The following is a 20,223-nucleotide window of genomic DNA, read 5'->3' on the forward strand; positions in this document are numbered from 1 at the left end:
ATCTGACAGTCCCCGTTTAAAATTATAGTGTCTGTCAGATTAATTTGAGCTTAAATTCTTTTCTGCCCAAATCCCTTTTCCATCAAGTAATGTTGCCATCGGTGTTCTGCCACAGCACATTTTTCCTTGATGTGTTCGATGGTGATTATAATACATTAACCACTCATCTAAATCAGCTTGTAATGTTTGCTAAATCTGTATATATTTTCTTCCCAAATCTTGCCGTTTGATAGCGTGTATTCCCTTTCTTTTGGCTTGGCTTTCTCAATTTGAGTGTTATTAAGTGCCGTTGTTCCCCTTGCCATAAGGCTTTACCCTCGTTTTAGTTATACGACTTTTAGTTATATGGTAAGCAGTATAACTAAACGTATAACTAAAATCATCAGTTTGTTTCGGTCTATTTCAGTTAAAATTAGGCAATAAAAAAGCCTTGAAGTGTTGATTTTCAAGGCTTTATCGGTCTGTTTTAGTCAGTATTGTTTATCAATTTGGTGGAGCTGGGGGGATTTGAACCCCCGTCCGAAATTACTCTACCTTCAGTACTACACGTTTAGTCTAGTCTTTAATTTCATTTATTCTCTGCGGACAGACACGCTAAGAATAAACTAGCTTGATTCAATTTAGTGTTTCGATCTCCAAGCCGAAGCGTCCACACGGTCTCGTTTGGGTTTGACTCCGCTTTATCCCCGTCTTACGAGCGAAAGCTAGGGAGCGAAGGCTAAATGCAGGTTATTAAGCTGCTAAAGCGTATTGTTCGTCGTTTGCGACTATTATTTTGCGGTTTGTTTACGAGGCCTACCGCACCTCGACGTGCACCTTGGGCTTCGCTAATCCCGTCGAATCCAGAATCAGCCCCAAAAAGTCGTCAAATTCTAAAGGAAAGCGGGTTGATTTGCAAAGTTTTTTGCATAACCAACCGCTTTCTCTAGAAAGATGGATTAAAGAATAAAGCGACTTAAATCTTCGTTTTCTACAACATCATTTAAGGCATTTTTCACATAACTTTCGTCAATAGTGATTTTCTCACCTGAGCGATCGCTTGCGTTAAATGAAATATCGTCCATTAAACGTTCTAATACAGTATGTAAGCGTCTTGCACCAATGTTTTCAGTCTTTTCATTTACTCTAAATGCCGATTCAGCAATACAGCTAATGCCATCTTGGGTAAACTCAATATCCACACCCTCCGTTTTCATTAACTCACGATACTGTAAAGTTAATGACGCATTTGGCTCAGTAAGAATACGCTCAAAATCTGCTTTATTAAGTGATTTGAGTTCAACACGAATAGGTAAACGACCTTGTAATTCAGGTAATAAATCTGATGGACGTGCCACTTGGAATGCACCAGAACAGATGAAAAGAATATGGTCAGTTTTTACCATTCCGTGTTTAGTATTGACAGTCGAGCCTTCAATAATTGGCAGTAAATCACGTTGAACACCTTCACGTGAAACGTCACCGCCACTATGTTCACTCTTTTTACAAATTTTGTCGATTTCATCAATAAAGACAATACCGTGCTGTTCAACCGCTTCAATCGCTTGCTGTTTTAGTTCATCTTGATTGACTAATTTTGCAGCTTCTTCATCAATTAAAATTTTAAACGCATCTTTAATTTTCATTTTGCGTTTTTTGGTTTTACTTGGCGACATTCCTTCAAATAGAGATTGCAGTTGTGAAGTCATTTCTTCCATTCCTGGTGGTGTCATAATTTCAACACTAACAGGAGAAGAAATGTCAATTTCAATCTCTTTATCGTCAAGTTGTCCTTCACGCAATTTTTTGCGGAAAATTTGGCGTGTAGAGCTGTTATCCGCTTCTTGAACATTGCCCCATTGATCTTTCGCTGGAGGTAATAAAATATCTAAAACTCTATCTTCCGCAGCTTCTTCTGCACGAAAGCGGTTCTTTTCTACCGCTTGCTGACGAACCAATTTCACCGCAACATCGGTGAGATCGCGAATAATGGAATCGACTTCCTTACCAACATAACCCACTTCAGTAAATTTGGTTGCTTCAACTTTGATAAATGGCGCATTCGCTAATTTAGCTAAACGGCGTGCAATTTCAGTTTTACCGACACCTGTTGGTCCAATCATCAAAATATTTTTAGGTGTCACTTCTTGGCGAAGATCTTCTGGTAATTGCATTCTTCTCCAGCGATTACGTAATGCAATGGCAACGGCACGCTTTGCTTCGTGTTGCCCGATAATATGTGCATCGAGTTCAGATACGATTTCACGAGGGGTCATTGACATAATTATGTATTCCTTTTTCTCTTGATTCAAAGAGCACTTATTTTAAACTTCTTCGATAATGTGATTATGATTGCTGTAAATATCAATATCGCCAGCCACTTTTAGAGCTTCAGCTACAATTTCTTTGGCTGAAAGAGTATTTTCTGTGCGTAGTAAGGCTAATGCGGCAGATTTTGCATAATTGCCGCCAGAGCCGATAGCTAGAACATCATATTCTGGCTCAATCACATCACCACTACCCGAAACAAGCAAAAACTCACTCTCATTTGCGACAATCATCATCGCTTCTAAACGGCGTAAAGCTCGGTCAGAACGCCACTCTTTTGCTAATTCCACTGCAGATTTCACTAAATGACCTTGGTGTAATTCAAGTTTTTTCTCAAATAAATCACGCAAAATAAAAGCATCAGCTGTTGAACCTGCAAAGCCTGTTACGACTTTATCTTTATACATTCGGCGCACTTTTCGCACTGTACCTTTTTCAATGCAATTACCTAATGTAGCTTGTCCGTCACCGCCAATAGCCACTTTACCATTACGGCGAACGCATACGATTGTTGTCATTTGAATTCCTTGATTTTATGAAAAACTGGGGTTGTATTTGAGGGTAAAAAGTGAAAATTCAAGGGAAGAAGGATATTTTCTAATAGATGCTTTCAGTAAGCGGTGAGATTTTCGCTATTTTTTGCAAATGACTGCCATAAACTCACCGCTTAATAAGGGATTATTTACCTAATTTTTCATTGATTTGTTTAGCGGTATTATATTGAGAAAGTGCGTAAACAGCCCAAATAGTCGCAGGTAACCAACCAATCAGTGTAATTTGTAGAATTAAGCATAAGATCCCAGAAAATGGGCGACCAATAGTGAAAAAAGTCAACCAAGGTAGTAAAAATGCAATCAATAAACGCATAATATATCCTCCTAAAAAGTAAGCGTGCAGTGATTATACAGCTTGTTTTCTGTGTAATAAATAACCTTTTATGATAACAAAGCTTTTCTCAGCTCCAATGCAATGGGTCTTTGCTGCTCAATAATAATTTGAGCTTTATAACACAGCATTTTTACATTGTTATCTCCCGCTTGTTCAAATAATTGAGCATATTTAGGGTCGATTTGTCGTGCAACTTCAAAGGTATTTATGCCTGTATGCAAAATAGCGAAGAAAATCACCGCTTGTTGCCCTTGTTGAGCTATTTGAGTTAGCTCACGCAGATGTTTTTGTCCACGTTCAGTTTTCGCATCGGGGAACATACCGATTCCATTATCAGTTAATAGCGTGGTTGATTTTACCTCGATATAACAATCAGGCATTCCGTCTTTTTTAAGTAAAAAATCAATTCGACTATTTTCTTCGCCATATTTTTGCTCAGGGAAAATGTGTTGGTAATTAGCCAACTCATTTATCCACTTATTCTCAAGTGCTTCTGCAACAAGTTGATTGGCTCGTTGAGTATTCACACAGATAAAATCACCTGTATGAGTTTCCGTTAGCTCCCAAGTATGCGCATATTTCCGTTTTGGATTATCCGATGTCGAAAACCATACTCGATCCCCTGGATTCGCACAGCCCGTCATTGCACCGGTATTCGGACAATGTAAGGTAATTTGCTCACCATTTGGGAGTTGTACATCAGCTAAAAATCGTTTGTAACGTCGGAGTAAAATACCACAAGAAAGTGGGGGAAATTTCATTGGTTAAATCTCGTAAAATTCTAAAGGTAAGTCATCAGGATCTCGGAAAAAAGTAAAACGCTTACCCGTTACTTCATCTATTCTTATTCCTTCGTGAATAATTGCATTTTTTTCTAAAAATCTAATCGCTTGCTCTAAATTTTCTACTTGGAAAGCAAGATGGCGTAATCCGCAATTTTCTGGTTGAGTGGCTCGTGGTGGGGCACTTGGAAAACTAAATAACTCAATTTGAGAACCATCGCAAAATGCGATATCCAATTTGTAGCTATCACGTTCTGCTCGGTGTGTTTCATTGATAATAGTTGCCCCTAAAATTTCGGTATAAAAGCGTTTAGAGCGTGTGTAATCGGAGGTAATAATAGCAATATGATGAAAACCAATAATCGGGGACATTTTTTATCCTTATCTTTCGCAAAGTTTTGCAAAATATCTGTTAAATCTGACCGCTTGCGGTAGTATGTAGAACCAATATCTAATCTAATAATACGATCAAATGGATTGTAAAGAGAATTTAGTGAAAAGCAAATCGCAATTTCCGTTAGCTCAAGCAAGTACAAATGATGAGTTTGCTCAAGCCGTTTTAACTTGGTTTGAGCAATATGGTCGTAAACATTTGCCTTGGCAACAGCAGAAAACGTTATATGGCGTTTGGTTATCTGAAGTGATGTTGCAACAAACTCAAGTTGCGACTGTTATCCCTTACTTTGAACGATTTATTCAACGATTTCCAACGGTACAAGCTCTCGCCGATGCATCCATTGATGAAGTGCTTCATTTATGGACGGGGCTTGGTTATTACGCACGAGCCAGAAACCTGCACAAAGCGGCACAAACTATTCGCGATCAATATCAAGGGGAATTTCCAACAGACTTTGAGAATGTTTTTGCCCTTTCTGGCGTTGGGCGAAGTACTGCTGGGGCAATTTTATCTTCGGTACTTGATTCTCCCTATCCTATTTTAGATGGCAATGTGAAAAGGGTTCTTTCTCGCTATTTTGCGGTAGAAGGCTGGGCAGGCGAAAAAGCCGTAGAAAATCAGCTATGGCAACTCAGTGCATCAGTAACACCAAACAAGCGAGTTGCGGATTTTAATCAAGCAATGATGGATTTAGGTGCGATGATTTGTGTCCGTTCCAAACCGAAATGTACACTTTGCCCATTGCAAAAAAACTGCGAAACTGACCGCTTGCAAGCGTGGGCGAATTTTCCCGCAAAAAAACAGAAAAAAACATTACCTGAACGAACAAGCTATTTTTTAGTCTTAAAAAAAGGGTCAAAAGTATTATTAGAAAAACGTGAATCAAAAGGGATTTGGGGCGGATTATTCGCATTTCCACAATTTGATTCTTTAGATGAATTAAAGCGGTCAGTTTCTGCTAAAAATTTGCAAATTTCACAACATTTAATTGCTTTTCGCCACACATTCAGTCATTTTCACTTAGATATTTATCCTATTTTAGTGGATATAGAACAAAGCATTTTGCAAGAAGATCAAGGAAACTATTATCTGTCAGTATCTTCAAATGAAGAATGTTGGTATGATTTACACCAACCTAGTGAAATAGGCTTAGCAACACCTGTTAAGCGTATTTTAGATGAATTAAGTATAACGAATAAAGGAAATAATAATGGCTCGTACAGTCTTTTGTGAATATTTGAAACAAGATGCCGAAGGGTTAGATTTTCAGCTTTACCCTGGTGACGTGGGAAAGCGTATTTTTGATTCTATTAGTAAACAAGCTTGGGCTGAGTGGATCAAAAAGCAGACAATGTTAGTTAATGAAAGAAAACTCAATATGATGAATCCTGAACATCGTAAACAGTTAGAAAGTGAAATGATCAGCTTTTTATTTGAAGGAAAAGAAGTTCATATCGAAGGTTATGTAGCTGTCGAGAAATAATACGAGTTTGATTATGAAAAAATTAAAAAAATATTTGCCTTTGCTTGCAATCATTCCTTTTCTTGCATCTTGCGGCAGTAGCCCAAAGAAATCGAAGAAAGGAAGTAAATCTAGACCAGACTACACCAAAGATACAAATGGATTGGATATCCTTGCAGGACAATTTTCACGTAATATCGACCATATTTGGGGGGTAAATGAACTCTTAGTCGCAAGCCGTAAAGATTATGTGAAATATACCGATAAATACTACACTCGTAGCCATATTAGTTTTGAAGACGGACAAATTACGATTGAAACTTTAGGCGATCAAAACCGTTTGCGAAATTCTATTATTCATACCTTGTTAATGGGTTCAGATGCCACAGGAATCGATCTTTTCGCTTCTGGTGATGTGCCAATTAGTCATAATCCATTTTTAGCGGGGCAAGTAGTCGATAATTTCGGACGAGCAGTGACTAACGTGGCAATTGCCAATGATTTTGCAAGCTATTTAATTCAAAATAAACTGAAAACGCGTCGTTTAAATAACGGGCATACTGTTACTTATGTCAATATACCAATGATTGCTAACCACGTAGAAGTACGTGCAAGACGCTATTTACCGATGGTTAGACAAGCGGCTAGACAATATGGGATTGATATTAGTTTGATTCTTGGAATTATGGAAGTGGAGTCTGCATTTAACCCTTATGCAGTAAGTTATGCTAATGCTATTGGTTTAATGCAAGTTGTGCCTCGTACTGCTGGGCGTGATATTTTTGCTCGCAAAGGTTATGGCGGTCAGCCTGATCGTGATTATTTATATGATCCAAGCAAAAATATTGATGCCGGTACAATGTACTTAACAATTTTACGAGATGAGTATCTTGAAGGACTAACCAACCCTACATCAAAACGCTATGCAATGATTTCAGCATATAACAGTGGTGCTGGAGCAGTGTTAAGGGTCTTTGATAATGATAAATGGACAGCAATGGATCGCATCAATAATTTACAACCTGATGCGGTATTTCGTATTTTAACCACTGCACATCCTTCTTCACAGGCAAGAAACTACTTATTAAAAGTGAATAAAGCTCAACAAAAATACAGAAATGTAAGATAAGTTTTTGTTTTTTAAACAAATTGAATAAAAAGCAAGCCATCAAACGTTTTTTTTATGTTTTTTTAAAAAAACGTTTGACGAAGGGGACGGAAATCAGCATAATGCACCCCGCAAACGACGAGATGCCTCGATAGCTCAGTCGGTAGAGCAGGGGATTGAAAATCCCCGTGTCGGTGGTTCGATTCCGCCTCGAGGCACCATTAAGATTGCGAAATCTATTCCTCCTTAGTTCAGTCGGTAGAACGGTGGACTGTTAATCCATATGTCGCAGGTTCGAGTCCCGCAGGAGGAGCCATATTCAGAAGCCCTGATGAGAAATCATCAGGGTTTTGTCTTTTCAGTGTTCATTTAAATTATCTATTCTTAAAAAAGTTCATTTTTATTCATATTTATTTGAATTTTGTGATCTTACTCCAAAAAATGAAAAATTTTTGAATTTATACTTCTCTTTCTATTTTTTTATCGTTATATTGACTTCCAGACTTACTAAAACATAAATCCTCTTATATCGTCATTGCGACATTATTGGTAAATAATAATGTCGTTTTTTTTGTAATGTAATGGACAAAGGAGCAGGAAAAGTGCCTTAGAACCTTATATACTATTAGTTTCTAACCCCCTTTTTTGAAAAATTAACAAAAAACTGCCAAAACTGTCAATATTCCAGCGTTCAACATAAAATAAGGCCTACCGATATTTCGATTATTCGCAGGGGAAACAGAGCTACAAAGAACTCGCAATTAAATATTTTTCATAATATCTAAGGCTAGATAAAGCACTTCTTAGCCCTTTATGTTTATAAGGGAAATAACCCTTCTCATTGCATTTATCTAGCCGTTCATTTAGAGTTAAATACCATAGCTGTAAATGGCGGTAAAAATTATTTTTTGAGCTTTCTTTGAGGGTTTTAACAAGTATTTTGAGTGCTTTTCCTACCGCTGACTTATGCTTTTTTCTAGTTTTCTCATCAGCATTTCAACGAGATAAAAATGACACATCTGTGTCGGAGTATCGAATAAGTCCCTAAGTAATCCACGACACCCATCGCAGGTAATGGATTGAATGATGTAGCCTTTTTCTCTTAATCTATTTAATGCAACGTGATAATACTCATCTCATTCGGTCTTAACCAGTTGGTGATAAACGACCTTTTCGCTCACGCTATCCATTATGACCAAAATACCAAATTCCCGACCAAAGAATGTGGTATCAATAATAATATTTAGATAGCTGGAAATAGGTGGTTTTAAGGCTCTTTTAGGGGCTTTATCAATATATCGCTGAATAGTTTTAACTGAGCATTTATATTTAATAGCGAGTTCTTTGTAGCTCTGTTTTCCTTGCGAATAATCAAACCAAATATCGGTAGGGTTTATTTTATGTTGAAAGGTGAATGTTTTATTATAGCAATGACATTTATAACATTGAGTGTAATTTCTAACACCATTCTTCTTTATATTTTGATTTTTACAAAAAGGACAAGTTTTTTATTCATTTTCAAACAAGTAGGTTAAAGCCTTATACTATAAGGTCTTAATGCAATTTTTAGCAACCGTTTTGTCCATTACACCTTTTTATTGTCTAATCTGGACTGAAATAAAAACTAGAGGGCTAATCTACTCTAGCCCCCAAATTTATTCTACTTAAGCAAATAATGATAGTTTAGTTATTTATATTCTCAAGTATCCCTTTACCAAATAATTCTAGACTTTCCTGTGATATTATATCTTGCTTAAAGAGAGGCATTTTTACATATCGATAATGATTAAAGGCTTTGTCACTTTGAGCCACATACTCCGCTTCCTGTGTAATTCTAGACGTCAAAAAATCATCGGTAGAATTATCAGGAAGTACCTTATTTAAAACTATGGCATAAGGTTTTAAGCCTTTTTTGTCTAAACTCTGTATAGCACGTTGGGTTTCTGCAATAGCAAGTTTTGAAGCATTCAATACTAATATAATTCCACATTTTCTTGGGTCTTTAACTAAATTTGAAAATGCACTATACCTCGTATATCTCTCATCAAGCTTTTCTATAAGTTGTCCTCTAATAAAACCATCAGGATCGCTAAACCTATTTTTATCTCCACCATCTAAATGTCCTAGAACTTTTTCACTTATGCCACCTCTCTCTTGCATACTTAATAGCGTTTTGCTCCAGTCTTTGAGTTCCTTTGGCATAAAAAATAACCTTAAAGTGTGGCCTGTAGGTGCGGTATCAATAATAATGTGATCATACTCATTAGCTTCTTTTGTTAATATTGTTGTTAATCTTTCGAAAAGTGCAGCTTCTAAAGTAGAAGAGCTATCAGCAACCTTTGCAAAATAATCATCTATACGAGCATAACTAGCAGCACCCACAAAACCTCTCATATTTTGTGCTACATGATCAACATAAGCTTTAGCTTCTAGTGAGGAATCAATCTCAACTACACTTAAATTTTCATTTATTTTTGAGACTGAATTAGTCAAATCTACATCAAATATATCACCTAAATTATGAGCGGGGTCTGTGGATACAAGTAATACTTTTTTTGCATTTTGACCACTCGACAATGCTACAGCAATCGCACTTGAAGTTGTACTTTTACCAACGCCCCCTTTACCTCCTACAAATAAAATTTTAGGAAGATATTGTGAAATGTTCATATAACTCCTTTAGCAACAACAACTACATGGAAAATTTTCAAAAAATGAATGTTTCAAGCCAACCTTTTGATGCCAACGATGAAATTTGGGCATAAGAGCAGGGAGCATTTCGAGCGTATAAAGAGAATATGGATTTTCAATACCATAAATTTCGCTAAACGTAATGATCATAAAAAAATCATCAATTTCAGCATTCTCTTTCATAATAGCACTTTTATGCATACTTACATAAAAGCGCTCAAGTTCATTTGAAAATCGAATAATTCTTTTTATCATCTTTCTTCCTTAAAATTATCTTGCCAAGCTAAAAACAAGAGCAAGGCAAGATAACATTTTTAAGCAGATGCTTTTTTATCGGATAGAATCTTACTAATCACTTTAAGTGCAGATAAAACTACAAGTAAAGTTACAACAATAACAATAGCATTTAATGTTGTGAGTAGATAATTTTCAGCTTGGAAATAATCACCAAGTTTAATAAGGGCGCCCCAGAAACTCATGACAAGAATAAAAGTCATAGGTACAAGCACTACAAGACTACCACCAAATTTTTTGGATTTTAGCAATATAACCGCAGTGACCATAAGTGTAAGGCTTGCTAGAAGTTGGTTTGTTGCACCAAATAAAGGCCAAATTGCAACTTGCCCATCACTTACCCCATTGATTGAAATAGCAAAAGAAGTTGCTACTGCAACAATAGTTGCAACACCTTTACCTCTTAAGAAGCGAATATTATAGATATCGCCCCACTCTTGGATAATATATCTTTGAAGACGGATACCTGCATCCATTGTTGTAGCGGCGAAAAGGATAACCATAAGAGATAATAAAGTTGCACTAGCTTCTTGTGGAATACCCAAACCTTCATAGATTAGTGCTCCACCACCAGATACAAAACTTGCGACACCACCCTTATATAGATCTCCCCAAGTCTCAATATTTAAATCTGCATTTACTAAACTTACACCTGCAACACAAGCAATAATTGTTGCTAATGCTAAAGATCCTTCTCCCATAGAGCCTAAATAGCCAACAAAACGAACATCTTTCATTTTATCAACTTGTTTTGAGGTTGTTCCTGAACTTACGATACCGTGGAAACCACTGATAGCGCCACAAGCAACGGTAATGAAAAGAACAGGAATTATCATGTGCCATCCACCTGGATTATCAGTAATAGCAGGGATAATTCCTGGTGCTGATACATTTGGATGAACGATAACAATACTTGCATAAAGTAATATTAAGCCAACAAAAAGCTGTATACCGTTCACATAATCTCTAGGTTGTAGTAGTGCCCAAACTGGAAGTACAGATGCGATACCCGCATAAATATAAAGTAGCACAACCCATTGAGCGTTTTGACCAAGGCCAAATACAGATTCTGGCAAGCTTACAGGGAAAGCCACACCAAGAGGAACAAGAGCATAAAGTGCAATAACAGCCACAACAGTCACAGGAACAAGTTTCATTTTAAACCTATAAATGGCTTGTCCCATCACAAGTGCGACAGCAACTGCTCCCCAAGCCGGAATAATAGTAGTTGTGTGTTCTACACTTTCTTTAGCAATAATTACACCAAACGCGCCATTTACCATTAATAAAACTAAAAATATAACGACCATAAAAAGCTGGCCAACTTTATTACCTACAAAGCGAGTACATATCGTTCCTATACTTTTACCTTCATTTTTCACACTAGCCCAAAGTGCTGACATATCATGAATACCAGCAAAGGCAATAGTCCCAATAACAACCCATAAAAATGCAGGAAGCCATCCCCATTGAACCGCAATCGCTGGACCAACGATAGGCGCTGCACCTGCAACGGCAGTGAAATGATGTCCCCAAAGAACAAATTTATTTGCTGGAACAAAGTCCACATCATCCCTATATTCATGTGCAGGAGTAACAAAATTATCATCTAATTCTAGTACTTTTGATGAATATAAACGGGAATAAATAAACCATCCGAACGCAAAGGCAACAAAGCCCATCAGCATAAGCCATACAGCATTCATAGAATCTCCTTTTTTAAATTTTATTAACCTAGTACATGATATTTTTTATATTAATATAAAAAATATCGATATGATCTGATCCTAAAAGTAAAACTTCTTACTTAAAAGATAAGTCATTTTATTATATCAGAGTGTATTTGTTTTAATAAAGGGTTTGAAGTAGATTCTCAGTTATGTTGGTTTATAAAAATGGATATAACCCATTGTAAATTTAAGAAATTTATATGGAAAATCCTACTTGAATTTTTTCTATAAGTGACCGCTTATTCAGCTGATGATATTCTCGGTTTTCAGCCTAATTCAGCGATATTGTTTTACCATAAAATTTGTCAAATTATAGACTACCATTTATCTTTTGAATAAGATGAGGTTTTTGAGGGCAAAATTGAGTTGGACCAAAGCTATTTTGGTGGGTATAGCATGGGGAAAAAGGGCGTGCGTTGCTCTGAGAATGAGAAAAGTAGCTGTTTTCGGGATCCTAAACCTGTCACTTAAAACATCCCGAAAAGTGTGCGGAATTTAGGGTTAATCTAATTTAGTCCCTATAATTTTCGGATATATAGCTAGATTTTAGAGGAGAAAGAAGAATTGGATGATATTGTATTATAACCAACTTACGACATTTTACGTTGGGTATAACCGCCAAAAATAATAAACAGAATAAATTTAGTAAAAATAAATAAATGAAAAATATGATCCAAATTAGGAATTCTGCTAAACAACACCATTGTACTTTCCCATTTCTGATAATTTAAGGCTTATTGATGGAATACATTAAAATATCTTTATGTTAAGTATTTTGCTAGAAAATAATGCATAAATGAATGCTATTATGGAAATAATAATCCACTTTTCTATTCCTTTTATATGGAAATATATATCTAATAAAATAGAGGTGGTTGGAATTAAAATTATCCAAATAAACCAAATCAATAGGTTAATTATATTTTTTTACATTCATAGCATATACTACTTATAAAGGTTGATTAGATTACTTAATGGAAGCACCATAATGGATGCCTTACACTCTCAGCATTATCATATATCTTGCCAGTGATAAATCTACCAAAATCAGCACCTATATTGTTCATTACAACCGCACAGTTAGGAGTATAATCATCTTCTGAATTTACCACCTTAAAGATGGCGTAAACAATTCATAAGTTTTGGATAAAGTTGATAGTATGTATTACTAACTAATACGATAAATACTACCACTAAAAATACATTAAATGATATTAATTATCAATTTGTTTTTAATGAGTATAGATTAGCCGTTGTATTAGTTTATACAAATGAAGATAACCCATTGTAAATTTAATAAATCTATACAGAAAAGCCTGTTTGAATTTTTTTCTAGAAGTGACTGCTTATTTAGCTGATTATATTTTCGGTATTCAATCTAATTCAGCGATATTATTATTATCATGAAGTGGTTAAATTATAGACTATCATTTATCCTTTGAATCAGATGAGATTTTTGAAGGCAAAATTGATTTAGGTGAAAGGTATTTTCTGTTGTTGAAATAGACTAAGTTAAGAGAAATAAATCCCAGTATTTTAGCTTTGTAAGATAATTTCCATTAAAAAAGCTGCTAGCCTAGTTCTAATAGGTTAGCAACTTTTAATCCATTTATAGAGAAATGTTAAAATTAACCGTTTTGTTTTTCTACTTGGTTAAATTCAAGTTCAACAGGGGTTGCACGTCCGAAGATTGAAACAGATACTTTTAAGCGGCCTTTTTCATAATCCACTTCTTCCACAGTACCATTAAAGTCTGCAAATGGACCTTCCGTTACTCGTACTTCTTCACCTGGTTGGAATTCTTTTCTATGGCGTGGTTTATCCGCTGTTTCTTGTACTCGGTTAAGAATACGTTCAGCTTCTTTTTGGCTGATTGGTGCAGGTTTATCTGCAGTACCACCAATAAAGCCCATTACACGCGGAACACTTTTTACTAAGTGCCAAGTGTCATCGTTCATTTCCATTTGAACTAATACATAACCTGGAAAGAATTTACGTTCTGTTTTACGGCGACGGCCAGCCACATTTTCAACCACTTCTTCGGTTGGAACAAGCACTTCGCCGAACTGATCTTGCATATTATGGAGTTTAATATACTCACGCAAAGTCATCGCTACTCTTGCTTCAAAACCTGAAAAGGCTTGCAATACATACCAACGCATTCTCTTTGCTTCTTTGGTTTCTAGTTCGATTTCGCTCATTTTAGAACCTCAAGTTTGTTAAGAATGTAATGATTGAAACAATCAAAGAATCAATGCCCCATAAAGCTAATGCAACAACTAAACAGATAGCACCGACGATCAATGTTGTTTGTGTTGTTTCTGGGCGAGTTGGCCACACGATTTTACGTAATTCTTGGCGAGAATCTTTCATAAAACCAATTGCTCTTTGACCTTGATTAGTCACTGCGGCTAATCCAACACCTACAACCAATAAAGCAACTAATAACAATACGCGTACAATCAATGAAAAATGGCTTGCGAAATAGACATTGCCGATCGCTGCTACGGCAATACACGCAATAGATAAAACCCATAAAGCACTGTTTACGCCTTTACTTTTCACACCCTTGTTTTCAATCTGTTTAGGGCTATTTTGTTGATTTTCTTTAGACATAGACAACCTAGATTTGTTAATAAAATAGAACGTTCAATTTTTAAAGCGTGCAATTCTAGCATTTTCTTGCTTGCTTGCCACGATCTTTTATAAAAATTGTTGTATTTACTCCGTTAAATGTGACTATTGTTTGGAAAAAGAGTACTTGCTCTCAATAGAGTTAAAGTATAATGGCCTATAAATAATATCTTTATTGCTTGATAAAATACGCTTTATATAAATATAACTCAATGAAAAATATGGAAAATTATCAAAAGCACACGCCAATGATGGTGCAATATCTCCAACTCAAAGCACAAAATCCAGATATTTTGTTGTTTTATCGTATGGGAGATTTTTACGAACTTTTTTATGATGATGCAAAAAAAGCAGCAGCATTGTTGGATATTTCCTTAACCAAAAGAGGGCAATCCGCAGGCGAGCCAATACCTATGGCGGGTGTGCCTTATCACGCTGTAGAAGGCTATTTGGCTAAATTAGTTGCTTTAGGGGAATCGGTTGCAATTTGTGAACAAGTGGGCGATCCGAATACCAGTAAAGGCCCTGTGGAACGTAAAGTTGTTCGCATTGTTACGCCAGGAACGGTAAGTGATGAAGCATTACTTCCAGAGCGTCAAGACAACTTAGTGGCTTGTGTTTATCAAGAAAAAACAACCTTTGCTCTCGCAACCCTAGATATGACATCAGGGCGTTTTTTAATTAGCGAGTTAGCCAATAAAGAAGCATTATCTGCCGAATTACAACGAACACAACCAGCAGAAATTCTTTATCCTGAAGATTTTGCTGAAATGTCGATTATTGAGCATTACAAAGGCTTACGTCGCCGTCCTGTATGGGAATTTGAACTCGTTACGGCTATTCAATTGCTCAATCGTCAATTTGGCACACAAAACCTAACAGGATTTGGGGTTGAAAAAGCGGTAGTTGCTTTATGTGCTGCAGGCTGTTTGCTCCATTATGCACAAGAAACACAACGTACAGCACTTCCGCATATCAATGCGATTTATCTTGCTCAAAATAGCGATACTGTTTTGCTTGATGCAGCAACTCGGCGTAATTTGGAACTAACGACTAACCTTGCAGGTGGTATAGAAAATACCCTTGCTTCAGTCCTTGATAAATGTGTGACACCAATGGGTAGTCGCTTACTCAAACGTTGGATTCATCAACCTATTCGAGATATGGTTAAGCTAACTACCCGTCAGCAAATCATTCTTGCCTTGCAAAAAAATGAGCGAATCGAACCGCTTCAACCGTTGTTACAACAAGTGGGTGATATGGAGCGGATTTTAGCTCGTGTGGCGTTGCGTACTGCTCGCCCACGAGATTTAACTCGTTTAAAAACTGCATTGGCTCAAATTCCTGAAATTGCAAAAATTTCACAGAATCTGACCGCTTGTTTAGATCAAAATGTACAGCAAATTGGTGATTTTACATCGCTCCAACAATGTCTTGAAAAAGCCTTAGTTGAAAATCCACCACAGCTGATTCGAGATGGAGGTGTGATTGCCACAGGTTATAACGCAGAGCTGGATGAATGGCGTTCGCTTGCAGAGGGTGCAACCCAATATCTTGAAGATTTGGAAACTCGTGAGAGAGAAAAAACAGGTATTGATACGCTAAAAATCGGGTTTAATGCGGTGCACGGTTACTATATCCAAATTAGCCAAGGGCAAGCACATCGAGCACCAATGCACTATGTTCGCCGCCAAACACTCAAAAATGCGGAACGCTATATTATCCCTGAGTTAAAAACCTATGAAGATAAAGTGCTAAAAGCGAAAGGGGCATCACTGGCACTTGAAAAACAACTTTACGATGAACTGTTTGATCTGCTCTTGCCACATCTTGCTCAATTACAGCTTGCGAGTTTAGTACTAGCTGAACTTGATGTACTGACCAACCTTGCGGAGCGAGCAGAAAATCTCAACTATGTAATGCCGACCTTTACCTCACAGAGAACAATCAATATTAAAGGTGGTCGCCACCCAGTTGTTGAGCAAGTGTTGAAAACACCGTTTATCGCTAACCCTGTTTATCTTAATGCTCAACGCCATTTATTGATTGTGACAGGGCCGAATATGGGCGGGAAAAGCACTTATATGCGTCAAATAGCGTTAATTACTTTAATGGCGTATATCGGCAGTTTTGTCCCCGCAAAGAGTGCAGAAATTGGACCGATTGATCGCATCTTTACTCGAATTGGGGCATCAGATGATCTTGCTTCTGGGCGTTCGACTTTTATGGTTGAAATGACAGAAATGGCAAACATTCTGCATCAATCAACGGAAAATAGTCTTGTCTTAGTTGATGAAATTGGACGTGGCACATCAACCTACGATGGCTTATCACTTGCTTGGTCTTGTGCGGAATGGCTGGCGAAAAAAACACAATCGCTCACGCTTTTCGCTACACACTATTTTGAATTAACCAGTTTGCCTAATCAGCTGAAAGGTGTTGCAAACGTCCACTTAGATGCGTTAGAGCATAATGACACCATCGCTTTTATGCACAGTGTGCAAGAAGGTGCGGCAAGTAAGAGCTACGGTTTGGCTGTGGCCGCTTTAGCAGGTGTGCCAAAACAGGTGATTCAATTAGCCAAACAAAAATTAGCTCAACTTGAGCAATTATCACAACAAACAGCCCAACTCAACGATAGCCCCCAACAAGATTTATTGTTTGGTGCTAATTTGCAAAATTCAGCGGAAATATCACCGCTTGTAGAGCCTTCAAAAGTTGAACTTGCCTTGCAAGAGATTGACCCAAATGAGCTTACACCCAAACAAGCGTTGGAATGGTTATATAAGTTGAAGGAATTGGTTTAGGTTTAACAATATTATATGGTGTAATGGACAGTTTTTTGGTTCATATTTCAAAAAAAGTTGGTTAAAGCCTTGTACTATAAATTCTTTTAACCCATTTTTAGCAACTGTTTTGTCTACTATGCCACTTTTTCTTTCACAAAGAAATTAAAGTGAATCAATGTTTGGACTGATTACACAAAGGCTATAAGGGATATTGAAGCAGAAATTATCTGTTAACTGTGGATTAACGAAAAGGCATAAGGTTACGTTTATAAAGGATTTTTTAAAAAATAGCTGCTAACAACATAAGAAAAATATTATGAGCAACTATTTTTTCCATTAGACCTTTTATTTTCTTTTTGAAAAGATGAAAAAAGCTTAATGAGCCTTCCACTCACCATTTACAGCAGTACCTAACACATTGAATTGATTGTCAAATACAGTTAAGTTTGCAATTTTCCCAACTTCAATTGATCCTAATTTATCATCAACATGGATCGCCTTAGCTGGATATAGCGTACACATACGGATCGCTTCTTCAAGTGAAATATCAGTATGTTGGATAACATTACGAATTGACTCAATCATTGTAACTGCGGCACCACCTAAGCTACCAAACTCATCAATACATTTGCCGTCTTTATAAAGGACTTTCTTACCGACAAAAATAAAATGATCGATATTCGCACCTGCTGGTGCAACTGCATCGGTAACAATCACTAATTTATCGCCTTTCGCTTTTTTGGCGATGCGTACATTGCTCCAATCAACGTGTAAGCCATCAACAATAATACCAGTATAAATATCGCTATCTAAAACCGCCCCGACAACACCACCTTCACGACCAGAACTGATAGGCGACATTGCATTATGTAAATGCGTTGCAAATGAAATACCTTGTTCGATACGCTGTTTAGCTTGCTCATAAGTGGCATTTGAATGCCCAATAGATACGATAATCCCAGCATCAACAAATTTTTGAATATGATCTGCAGTACCATTTTCTGCGGCTATGGTTAATTTAGTAATCACATCACCGTTATTGCAAAGAAAATCGATCATCTCACCGCTTGCTTCACGAATATATTCAGGGCGATGTACCCCTTTTTTCGCTACGCTTAAATAAGGCCCTTCTAAATGTAAACCCAATGCCTGATTTTTATATTTTGCCAAATAATCACGCATTACTTGTACAGCTTGTTTCATACCTTCATCAGGTGATGTAATAAAGGTTGGTAAGTAGCTTGTTGTGCCTGATTTTAGGTTCGTTTCTTGCATAATCTCAAGTGTACGAACACTAATATCTTCATTAAACATTACACCGCCACAACCATTTAATTGTAAATCAATAAAACCTGCGGATAAATTTGCCCCTTTAAGATCAATTTTATCAAGATCTTTAGGTAACTCTTGCTGATGAACAATAGCATCAATCTTATCATCTTTAACAATCACCGCGTGTTGATAAAGAACATCATTGCCAGTGTAAACTACACAATTTGTCAGTGCATAATGACTCATTTTCTCTCCTAGCGAGCAACGTTTTGCTCTAGCTGTTTGAAATATTTAACTGTTTTAACTTTAAGCTCTTGCGTTGCAGGTTCATCACACACCACGATCGCTCTGCGGTGTAATTGTAACGCACTGATTGTCCATAAATGATTTACAGGGCCTTCGACACAAGCCTGCAAAGCGAGAGCTTTATTGTATCCTGTGACTAGAATTAACACTTCTTCCGCATCTAATAATGTGCCAACTCCCACAGTTAGAGCAAATTTGGGTACTTGGTTTACATCATTGTTAAAAAAACGAGAATTCGCAATTAAGGTGTCTTCCGTTAAAGTTTTAATACGAGTACGAGAACTTAGAGATGAGGCAGGCTCATTAAATGCGATGTGTCCATCAACACCTACACCACCCATAAACAAATGAATTTTGCCATAAGAACGAATCTTCTCTTCATAACGTGAACATTCTGCATCAACATCTTCAGCCATACCATCTAGTAGGTTGATATTTTGTGGCGGAATATCGATGTGATTGAATAAATTCTCGTGCATAAAAGTATGATAACTTTCAGGGTGATCTTTTGGTAAACCAACATATTCATCCATATTGAAAGTAACCACATTCTTAAAGCTTACTTCCCCTGCTTGATAGAGCTTAATTAACTCTTGGTAGGTTTTTTGTGGTGTTCCCCCTGTTGGCAAACCAAGCACAAATGGCTTTTCTGCCGTTGGTTGAAACGCATTGATCTTATCAACGATATAACGAGCAGTCCATTGACTTACTTGGTCTGCACATTCCAAAGGTACTAAACGCATAATAATCTCCTAAACAAACCATTTCATTTTGAAATAAAACTTCATTTTTTATATTATAATAGAAAATATACTTCATTTGTAATAATTTTCACCTAAAATTTGAATGAGATCACATTTTCCATACTGTTATTTTCATTCTGTAAAAGAAAAGGGCATTACAGCCCGTCTATTTTATTTATCTTACTTTTACCAACCGACAAACCACTTGCCCTGCAGTTTTCTCTTTGATGACTTGCCAGTTTTCAGGCAGATTAAGCGGCGGATGTGTTTTTTCGGTTTCAACATAAATTAAGCTATTGCTCGCTAACCAACCATTATTGGCTAAGTGAGCTAACACTTGTGGCACAAATCCTTGATGAAAGGGCGGATCAACAAACACAATATCAAAAGGTTCAGCAGTATTTTGTTGAGATAAGTAGTTCAAACTATCGGTATGAATAACGGTTCCTTTATCACATTTTAAGCTGATAAGGTTTTTCTTTAGCTGATGTGTGGCATTTGCAAATTTTTCTAAGAAAACCACCGCTTGTGCTTGGCGTGAAAGGGCTTCAATACCAAGTGAGCCACTGCCAGCAAAACAGTCTAAACAACGAGCATTAGTAATATCCATCATTAGCCAGTTAAACAGCGTTTCTTTCATTCTATCGGTGGTTGGACGTAAGCCTTCCGCATTCAAAACAGGGAGTTTACGACCACGCCATAACCCTGCAATCACTCGCACTTCTCCCAGTGGGACATTTTGCTCAGAATTTCGAACTTTTTTCATACACAATCACAAAAATAGTTATTAAAAATGATAAACTACCGCAAGTTTATTCCA

General features: G+C 36.8%; 17 protein-coding genes, 2 tRNA genes, 1 other RNA gene and 2 pseudogenes. 7 read left to right on the forward strand and 15 right to left on the reverse strand.

Annotation, left to right across the window (positions count from 1 at the left end; genetic code table 11):
• Positions 1-39: 39 nt before the first annotated feature.
• The 7 genes and pseudogenes from A1D26_RS05415 to gloA2 all read right to left on the reverse strand — a co-directional run.
• Positions 40-241: pseudogene (locus A1D26_RS05415) on the reverse strand (IS481 family transposase); the annotation flags it as partial.
• Between the two features lie 248 nt (positions 242-489).
• Positions 490-856: a transfer-messenger RNA gene (gene ssrA / locus A1D26_RS05420) on the reverse strand.
• An 82-nt stretch (positions 857-938) separates the two neighbouring features.
• On the reverse strand, positions 939-2,264 hold the full coding sequence (gene hslU / locus A1D26_RS05425) for an HslU--HslV peptidase ATPase subunit (RefSeq protein WP_198303098.1): 1,326 nt from the start codon (positions 2,262-2,264) through the stop codon (positions 939-941).
• 39 nt (positions 2,265-2,303) lie between these two features.
• Positions 2,304-2,825: an ATP-dependent protease subunit HslV gene (gene hslV, locus A1D26_RS05430; protein WP_157403061.1), complete on the reverse strand. Its 522-nt coding sequence runs from the start codon at positions 2,823-2,825 to the stop codon at positions 2,304-2,306.
• 160 nt (positions 2,826-2,985) lie between these two features.
• Positions 2,986-3,174 carry a YqaE/Pmp3 family membrane protein gene (locus A1D26_RS05435; RefSeq protein ID WP_157403062.1) on the reverse strand — a complete coding sequence of 63 codons (189 nt, stop codon included), beginning with the start codon at positions 3,172-3,174 and terminating at the stop codon, positions 2,986-2,988.
• A gap of 68 nt (positions 3,175-3,242) precedes the next feature.
• Entirely contained in the window at positions 3,243-3,956 is a 714-nt protein-coding gene (sfsA, locus tag A1D26_RS05440) for a DNA/RNA nuclease SfsA (RefSeq protein ID WP_157403063.1), read from the reverse strand.
• Between the two features lie 3 nt (positions 3,957-3,959).
• Complete coding sequence (gloA2, locus tag A1D26_RS05445) at positions 3,960-4,349, reverse strand: SMU1112c/YaeR family gloxylase I-like metalloprotein (RefSeq protein ID WP_157403064.1); 390 nt, start codon at positions 4,347-4,349, stop codon at positions 3,960-3,962.
• Positions 4,350-4,470: 121 nt separating this feature from the next.
• On the opposite strand from gloA2, the gene mutY reads away from it, so the two are divergent.
• The 5 genes from mutY to A1D26_RS05470 all read left to right on the forward strand — a co-directional run bounded on the left by mutY (position 4,471) and on the right by A1D26_RS05470 (position 7,260).
• A complete protein-coding gene (gene mutY, locus A1D26_RS05450) occupies positions 4,471-5,607 on the forward strand; it encodes an A/G-specific adenine glycosylase (RefSeq protein WP_157403065.1) in 1,137 nt (378 codons plus the stop codon).
• On the forward strand, positions 5,585-5,857 hold the full coding sequence (locus A1D26_RS05455) for an oxidative damage protection protein (protein ID WP_157403066.1): 273 nt from the start codon (positions 5,585-5,587) through the stop codon (positions 5,855-5,857). The genes mutY and A1D26_RS05455 overlap by 23 nt, the downstream gene beginning before the upstream one ends.
• Positions 5,858-5,870: 13 nt before the next feature.
• Entirely contained in the window at positions 5,871-6,965 is a 1,095-nt protein-coding gene (gene mltC / locus A1D26_RS05460; RefSeq protein ID WP_157403067.1) for a membrane-bound lytic murein transglycosylase MltC, read from the forward strand.
• 124 nt (positions 6,966-7,089) lie between these two features.
• Positions 7,090-7,165: transfer RNA gene (locus tag A1D26_RS05465), tRNA-Phe, on the forward strand.
• A 19-nt stretch (positions 7,166-7,184) separates the two neighbouring features.
• A tRNA-Asn gene (locus tag A1D26_RS05470) sits at positions 7,185-7,260 on the forward strand.
• A gap of 1,367 nt (positions 7,261-8,627) precedes the next feature.
• Here A1D26_RS05470 and A1D26_RS05475 read toward each other — a convergent pair.
• Genes A1D26_RS05475 through A1D26_RS05485 form a run of 3 tightly spaced genes read right to left on the reverse strand, consistent with a single transcriptional unit; the run spans position 8,628 to position 11,635 of the window.
• Complete coding sequence (locus tag A1D26_RS05475; protein WP_157403068.1) at positions 8,628-9,614, reverse strand: ArsA family ATPase; 987 nt, start codon at positions 9,612-9,614, stop codon at positions 8,628-8,630.
• 9 nt (positions 9,615-9,623) lie between these two features.
• Complete coding sequence (locus A1D26_RS05480; RefSeq protein ID WP_157403069.1) at positions 9,624-9,890, reverse strand: cory-CC-star protein; 267 nt, start codon at positions 9,888-9,890, stop codon at positions 9,624-9,626.
• Between the two features lie 59 nt (positions 9,891-9,949).
• Positions 9,950-11,635 carry a carbon starvation CstA family protein gene (locus A1D26_RS05485; protein ID WP_157403070.1) on the reverse strand — a complete coding sequence of 562 codons (1,686 nt, stop codon included), beginning with the start codon at positions 11,633-11,635 and terminating at the stop codon, positions 9,950-9,952.
• A gap of 189 nt (positions 11,636-11,824) precedes the next feature.
• Here A1D26_RS05485 and A1D26_RS09640 point away from each other — a divergent pair.
• A pseudogene (locus tag A1D26_RS09640) lies at positions 11,825-12,070 on the forward strand (IS1595 family transposase); the annotation flags it as partial.
• A 1,217-nt stretch (positions 12,071-13,287) separates the two neighbouring features.
• Here A1D26_RS09640 and nusG read toward each other — a convergent pair.
• Together nusG and secE are read right to left on the reverse strand one after the other, a co-directional pair.
• Complete coding sequence (nusG, locus tag A1D26_RS05490; protein WP_157403071.1) at positions 13,288-13,860, reverse strand: transcription termination/antitermination protein NusG; 573 nt, start codon at positions 13,858-13,860, stop codon at positions 13,288-13,290.
• Between the two features lies 1 nt (position 13,861).
• A complete protein-coding gene (gene secE, locus A1D26_RS05495; RefSeq protein ID WP_157403072.1) occupies positions 13,862-14,275 on the reverse strand; it encodes a preprotein translocase subunit SecE in 414 nt (137 codons plus the stop codon).
• A gap of 239 nt (positions 14,276-14,514) precedes the next feature.
• Between secE and mutS the strand changes: the two genes are divergently transcribed.
• A complete protein-coding gene (gene mutS / locus A1D26_RS05500) occupies positions 14,515-17,100 on the forward strand; it encodes a DNA mismatch repair protein MutS (protein WP_157403073.1) in 2,586 nt (861 codons plus the stop codon).
• Positions 17,101-17,457: 357 nt separating this feature from the next.
• Here the strand turns inward: mutS and nagA are convergent, their stop codons facing one another.
• The 3 genes from nagA to rsmD all read right to left on the reverse strand — a co-directional run bounded on the left by nagA (position 17,458) and on the right by rsmD (position 20,169).
• Positions 17,458-18,600 (reverse strand): N-acetylglucosamine-6-phosphate deacetylase, encoded by a 1,143-nt coding sequence (nagA, locus tag A1D26_RS05505; RefSeq protein WP_157403074.1) that lies wholly within the window; start codon positions 18,598-18,600, stop codon positions 17,458-17,460.
• An 8-nt stretch (positions 18,601-18,608) separates the two neighbouring features.
• Complete coding sequence (gene nagB, locus A1D26_RS05510; RefSeq protein WP_157403075.1) at positions 18,609-19,403, reverse strand: glucosamine-6-phosphate deaminase; 795 nt, start codon at positions 19,401-19,403, stop codon at positions 18,609-18,611.
• Between the two features lie 175 nt (positions 19,404-19,578).
• Positions 19,579-20,169, reverse strand: coding sequence for a 16S rRNA (guanine(966)-N(2))-methyltransferase RsmD (gene rsmD / locus A1D26_RS05515; RefSeq protein ID WP_157403076.1), 591 nt, complete (start codon positions 20,167-20,169; stop codon positions 19,579-19,581).
• Positions 20,170-20,223 lie beyond the last annotated feature (54 nt).

Source organism: Ursidibacter maritimus (assembly GCF_009761395.1).
Classification (GTDB): Bacteria; Pseudomonadota; Gammaproteobacteria; order Enterobacterales; family Pasteurellaceae; genus Ursidibacter; species Ursidibacter maritimus.

What these genes read in the sequence shown, in the direction of transcription:
- hslV (WP_157403061.1), bottom strand. Translation starts at nt 2,825, where the DNA reads ATGACAACAATCGTATGCGTTCGCCGTAATGGTAAAGTGGCTATTGGC.
- A1D26_RS05435 (WP_157403062.1), bottom strand. Translation starts at nt 3,174, where the DNA reads ATGCGTTTATTGATTGCATTTTTACTACCTTGGTTGACTTTTTTCACT.
- sfsA (WP_157403063.1), bottom strand. Translation starts at nt 3,956, where the DNA reads ATGAAATTTCCCCCACTTTCTTGTGGTATTTTACTCCGACGTTACAAA.
- gloA2 (WP_157403064.1), bottom strand. Translation starts at nt 4,349, where the DNA reads ATGTCCCCGATTATTGGTTTTCATCATATTGCTATTATTACCTCCGAT.
- A1D26_RS05455 (WP_157403066.1), top strand. Translation starts at nt 5,585, where the DNA reads ATGGCTCGTACAGTCTTTTGTGAATATTTGAAACAAGATGCCGAAGGG.
- mltC (WP_157403067.1), top strand. Translation starts at nt 5,871, where the DNA reads ATGAAAAAATTAAAAAAATATTTGCCTTTGCTTGCAATCATTCCTTTT.
- A1D26_RS05475 (WP_157403068.1), bottom strand. Translation starts at nt 9,614, where the DNA reads ATGAACATTTCACAATATCTTCCTAAAATTTTATTTGTAGGAGGTAAA.
- A1D26_RS05480 (WP_157403069.1), bottom strand. Translation starts at nt 9,890, where the DNA reads ATGATAAAAAGAATTATTCGATTTTCAAATGAACTTGAGCGCTTTTAT.
- A1D26_RS05485 (WP_157403070.1), bottom strand. Translation starts at nt 11,635, where the DNA reads ATGAATGCTGTATGGCTTATGCTGATGGGCTTTGTTGCCTTTGCGTTC.
- nusG (WP_157403071.1), bottom strand. Translation starts at nt 13,860, where the DNA reads ATGAGCGAAATCGAACTAGAAACCAAAGAAGCAAAGAGAATGCGTTGG.
- secE (WP_157403072.1), bottom strand. Translation starts at nt 14,275, where the DNA reads ATGTCTAAAGAAAATCAACAAAATAGCCCTAAACAGATTGAAAACAAG.
- mutS (WP_157403073.1), top strand. Translation starts at nt 14,515, where the DNA reads ATGGAAAATTATCAAAAGCACACGCCAATGATGGTGCAATATCTCCAA.
- nagA (WP_157403074.1), bottom strand. Translation starts at nt 18,600, where the DNA reads ATGAGTCATTATGCACTGACAAATTGTGTAGTTTACACTGGCAATGAT.
- nagB (WP_157403075.1), bottom strand. Translation starts at nt 19,403, where the DNA reads ATGCGTTTAGTACCTTTGGAATGTGCAGACCAAGTAAGTCAATGGACT.
- rsmD (WP_157403076.1), bottom strand. Translation starts at nt 20,169, where the DNA reads ATGAAAAAAGTTCGAAATTCTGAGCAAAATGTCCCACTGGGAGAAGTG.